This window comes from Ilumatobacter sp., from assembly GCF_041688325.1.
GTDB lineage: Bacteria > Actinomycetota > Acidimicrobiia > Acidimicrobiales > Ilumatobacteraceae > Ilumatobacter_A.
Map to the genome: position 1 here is coordinate 1 of NZ_JBDNIJ010000218.1, position 4280 is coordinate 4280.

Consider the following 4280-nt stretch of genomic DNA (forward strand, 5'->3'; position numbering starts at 1 on the left):
CAAGCGTGGCACGGCGAATTGACAGCACAGCTACGTATTCGGCAAACAACTGCCATTTCTTGAGTCGAAATCGCAGTCGCAGAGAGTGCGCTCGGGCGTGAGCGGCAACGTGTTCCCACTGTCACGCCGAGGTCTGACGTTGGCGTGACAGTGGGGGTGTCACAGGCCTCGAGGTGATGCGCTCACGGGGGCGGCGTGGTGCCGCGCGCTAGACGGCGAGAAGGTCGCGGGCGCCGGTGTCGCTCGACGGGTGGCGCAGCTTGCTCATGGCGCGAGCTTCGATTTGGCGGATGCGCTCACGAGTGAGGTTGAAGTGCTCGCCAACCTCTTCGAGGGTCCGTGGCTCACCGCGGTCGAGGCCGAAGCGCAGCTTGAGGATTTCACGCTCACGTTCATCGAGCGGGGCGAGGAGTCGGCTGATCTCGTCGGGCAACAGCGCGGTGGCGGCCACTTCGAAGGGTGACTCGGCTGAGCGGTCTTCGACGACGTCGCCGAGTTCGGCATCGCCGTCTTCGCGCAGGGGTTCGGACAGCGAAAGCGGCTCGGCAGCGAAGCGCAGCGCCTCGGTGACCTTGTCTTCCGGCATCTCGACTTCCTTGGCCAGCTCGGAGAGCGTCGCAGTGCGGCCGAACTTGAGTTCGAGGCGCGAACGCGCCTTCTGCAAGCGAGCAAGCGTGTCGCCCGCGTGGACCGGGAGGCGAATGGTGCGGCCTGTGTTGGCGATGCCGCGAGTAATGGCCTGACGGATCCACCACGTGGCGTAGGTGGAGAACTTGAAGCCCTTGCGCCAGTCAAACTTTTCGACGGCGTGCATGAGACCGAGGTTGCCCTCTTGGATCAGGTCGAGCAGCGGCAGGCCAGAGGCCTGGTACTTCTTGGCGATCGATACGACGAGTCGAAGGTTCGACTGGACGAACTGGCGCTCGGCCTCTTCACCTTTGCGGGCGGTGCGCCGCAGCTCGCGCTTCTTGGCTGCGGTGACTTCTTTTCCACCTGCGTCCAATTGCTCGATTGCTTCGTTTCCGGCTTCGATGGCCTTCGCGAGGCGGACTTCGTCATCCTTGGTGAGCAGCGTGTACTGCCCGATATCAGTGAGGTAGAGGCGGACGAGGTCTTCGTCATCACGTTCAACACGATCTTTGGCCACCGGCGGCTCCTACTATTTAGTCGTTGGTTCTTCGGTGTGCAAGACATCACGGAGGAAATGTGGTAGACCCGCTCATCCCCCGAGACGAACGTCACGATACCGAGACGGATCCTTGCGCCAACCTGTAATTGTGCGTTTCGCGTGTCAATTTGTCAGTATCTCTATGAGCGATATAGAAAGTCCAACGATCGTAATGAGTGATGATATCCACATTGAACTCGTCGTGGTCACGATGACTTTTGATGCAAACCCGAGTCAGGCTGACAACGCAGAGTTGCTGGCAATCCTGTCGAAGTACATCGTGCTGGCCCGCATGGAAGACGGTTGCCGCAACGTTGATCTGTGTTCGAGCGTCACCACGCCCGGCCGGCACCTCGTGATCCAGAAGTGGGACTCCGATCAGATGCAACGGCAGCACTTCGACTCCCCGCTCATGGTCGAGATGGCCACGTCGTGCAGAGGGATCTTGGCGTCCGCGCCGGAGATCGACATGTGGGAAGGCACCAGTGCACACGATTTGCGCTGAAGATTTGTGCGGAGGACCTGCGCTGAAGACTGTCCAGATCGTGGCACCGATACACTGAGCCCATGGCCAATCCAGTCTTTAACGACAACACTATGCGGCGCGATGCCGCCGGATGGGCTGCACCCGTACGCGGCGGGCACACTGCGCCCCTCACCACCGGATCGCCGCTCAACGCCCCCACCAACGACGGCCCGACCACTCCGTGGTCGAAGGAATTCATGACCGTCAACGGCACGATCACCGCCGTTGCATCCCTGTTCGTCCTCCTTCTCATCTCCGCATCGTTTGGGTGGTCCGCCGCTGGTGGCACCACACTCACCGGCGAAGCCACCTACTCGTTCCCACCCATCGCAATGGTCGGTATCATCGCCGGCTTCGGCGCGGTGATTGCGTCGTCGTTCAAGCCGATGTGGGCGAAGTTCCTCGGCCCGGTCTACGCGATCGGGTACGGCTTCGCCGTCGGAGCAATTTCCAAGGGCTACGAGACCTTTCAAAATGGCATCGTCATTCAGGCGGTCGGCGCCACCGCCGCCGTGTTCTTCGTGATGCTCGTCTTGTATCGGACCCGCATCATCAAGGTCACCGACAAGTTCCGTCGCAACGTCATTTTTGCCACGCTGGGCATCATGGTGCTGTACGGCGTTTCGTTCTTGATGAGCCTGTTCGGCGGCGAGATCGCCTTCATCAATAGCCCGAGCCTGTTCGGCATTGGCTTTTCGGTCGTCGTCTGTGGCATCGCGGCGATGATGCTGGCGCTCGACTTTGACCGCATCGAAAAAGGCGTCGAAGCCGGTATGCCCAAGGCATACGAGTGGGTTTCTGCGCTCGGATTGCTCGTCACGATCGTGTGGCTGTACCTCGAGATCCTGCGTCTGCTCTCCAAGCTCCAGCAGCGCTGAGACGCACGCCAGATTTTGGTCACAACTGAATGCTCGCTCGCAGCACCCGTCGTCTCGCAGAGGCGGCGGGTGCTGCCGCGCTCGGGGCCACGTTCGCAGGTGCAGTCGGCTCCGCCGTCGGTGTCGGTATCCCTGCAACTGTCGTCGGTGGGTTGAACGGAGCAATCTCGGGTTACCGCCGGATCTACGGTTGGAGCTGCTCTGACGGGTTGATTGCGTTCACGCTCGACTCCACTTGGGCTTTGCCGATGACCAGTGCGGGCCTCTTTGCACACGCCATCGGACTTATCAAGAAGGACTCGGGCTACGTCCCCGGGCTGAGCGAACGGCGCAACCGGCACGTGTACCGCCGGGGTTTCATGCCACGGAAGGGTTTCGCTACCACGCTCGGCAACGTGATTGGCGGTGCCGGTGACGTCGAGCAGCCTCGTCGAGCCAAGCTCATCACCGACCACGAAGACGTCCACGTCTGGCAGGCCCGCTGGTTCGGTCCGTTCTATCCGCTGCTCTACGTCGGCTGGATGGCGCTCGGGGGACTGGCCGGCGCAGGGCGCTGGCTCATCGACCGTCGACGCAAGGGCGACTCGCTATTTGGCACGGTCGAATCGGCTGCGTATTATCTCAACCCGTTCGAATGGTGGGCGTACAGCCGCGACGGCTACTGGCCGCCAAAGGGCAAGATCGTCGGCTTCGGCTGGCAACGACCGTGCTGCCGGCCGCTCACCGAAGCAAAGCCGGGAAGGCCGTCGGGGCTGGCCCAGTTCGTGCTGCCCGATGCTTCGTCAGATCGGCCCGATCGATAAACGTCCGCTCGGTGTGGTGTGTGTGCGGTGATTGGTGTGCGGAGTGATTGGTGAGAGGAGTGCGCGGTCAGAGGAGTGCGCGGTCAGAGGAGTGCGTTGAGCTGCTGGACGAGCGCGGCGTTGAACTCGTCAGGCTTTTCCTGCTGCGTCCAGTGGCCAGCGCCGGGGATGATCACGTGGCCCCGGTAGTCGGGCAGCATCACGGCCATCGACTCGACGTACTCCATGCGGTGTGCGATCACCATGTCCTTGTCGCCGCCGATGAACGCCGTTGGCATTGGCGGTGCGAGAAGGTCCTTGGTGAGCGCCCAGTCGGCATCGAGGTTGCGGTACCAACTGATTGGCCCGAAGAAGCCGCTCGCCGTGAACTGGTTGACGAACTCGTTGAAGTCGTCGGCGGGGAGCCATGCCGGAAGACCAGCGGGAACCCCCGCAGCGCTGCCCCACGTGTCGAGTAATCCGGTCCCAGTCATCGGGGGAAGCTGGTCGGTCGGCGGCGGAGGCGCTGCGGTTTCGCCCGATCCGCCCCAGATCACTGTGCGGAGTGAACGCGCCACGTCGGCGTCGAGTTCGTTCTCGGCAAGCTCGGGGAGCTGGAAATACAGCATGTAAAAGAACCGGTCGGCGTACGTCGCCCGGAACAGTTCGGTCGGCTGCATCGGCCACGGCGTGTAGGGCACGCTGACGTTGATCACGCCACTCACGCGGTCTGGGTGATAGCGGGCGAGATCCCAAACGACGAGCGCACCCCAGTCATGGCCGACGAACGTTGCCTGCTCGGCATCGACGTCATCAAGGAGTGCGATGAGGTCACCCGCCAGCCGGTCGCTCCGGTACGCCGCGACATCACGCGGTGTCGATGACGACCCGTAGCCGCGCTGGTCGGGAACGAGCACGCGATAGCC

Annotated in this window: 5 protein-coding genes; 3 read left to right on the plus strand and 2 right to left on the minus strand. The window is 62.4% G+C overall.

The annotated features are described in order from the left end of the window. Nucleotides 1–208 precede the first annotated feature (208 nt). A complete protein-coding gene (locus ACH2EI_RS12415) occupies nucleotides 209–1147 on the minus strand; it encodes an RNA polymerase sigma factor RpoD/SigA (RefSeq protein ID WP_395155637.1) in 939 nt (312 codons plus the stop codon). Between the two features lie 193 nt (nucleotides 1148–1340). Between ACH2EI_RS12415 and ACH2EI_RS12420 the strand changes: the two genes are divergently transcribed. The 3 genes from ACH2EI_RS12420 (at nucleotide 1341) to ACH2EI_RS12430 (ending at nucleotide 3375) form a co-directional block, all read left to right on the plus strand. Further along, a complete protein-coding gene (locus ACH2EI_RS12420) occupies nucleotides 1341–1673 on the plus strand; it encodes a putative quinol monooxygenase (protein WP_395155639.1) in 333 nt (110 codons plus the stop codon). 62 nt (nucleotides 1674–1735) lie between these two features. Further along, on the plus strand, nucleotides 1736–2572 hold the full coding sequence (locus ACH2EI_RS12425) for a Bax inhibitor-1/YccA family protein (RefSeq protein WP_395155641.1): 837 nt from the start codon (nucleotides 1736–1738) through the stop codon (nucleotides 2570–2572). 29 nt (nucleotides 2573–2601) lie between these two features. After that, nucleotides 2602–3375 (plus strand): hypothetical protein, encoded by a 774-nt coding sequence (locus ACH2EI_RS12430; protein WP_395155643.1) that lies wholly within the window; start codon nucleotides 2602–2604, stop codon nucleotides 3373–3375. An 83-nt stretch (nucleotides 3376–3458) separates the two neighbouring features. On the opposite strand, the gene ACH2EI_RS12435 is transcribed toward ACH2EI_RS12430, so the two are convergent. Beyond that, nucleotides 3459–4280: alpha/beta fold hydrolase (locus tag ACH2EI_RS12435; RefSeq protein WP_395160250.1), on the minus strand; the 822-nt coding region annotated here is incomplete at its 5' end.

Excerpts from the sequence above, each read along its gene's own strand:
- ACH2EI_RS12420 (WP_395155639.1), top strand. The coding sequence starts at position 1,341 with ATGAGTGATGATATCCACATTGAACTCGTCGTGGTCACGATGACTTTT.
- ACH2EI_RS12425 (WP_395155641.1), top strand. The coding sequence starts at position 1,736 with ATGGCCAATCCAGTCTTTAACGACAACACTATGCGGCGCGATGCCGCC.
- ACH2EI_RS12430 (WP_395155643.1), top strand. The coding sequence starts at position 2,602 with ATGCTCGCTCGCAGCACCCGTCGTCTCGCAGAGGCGGCGGGTGCTGCC.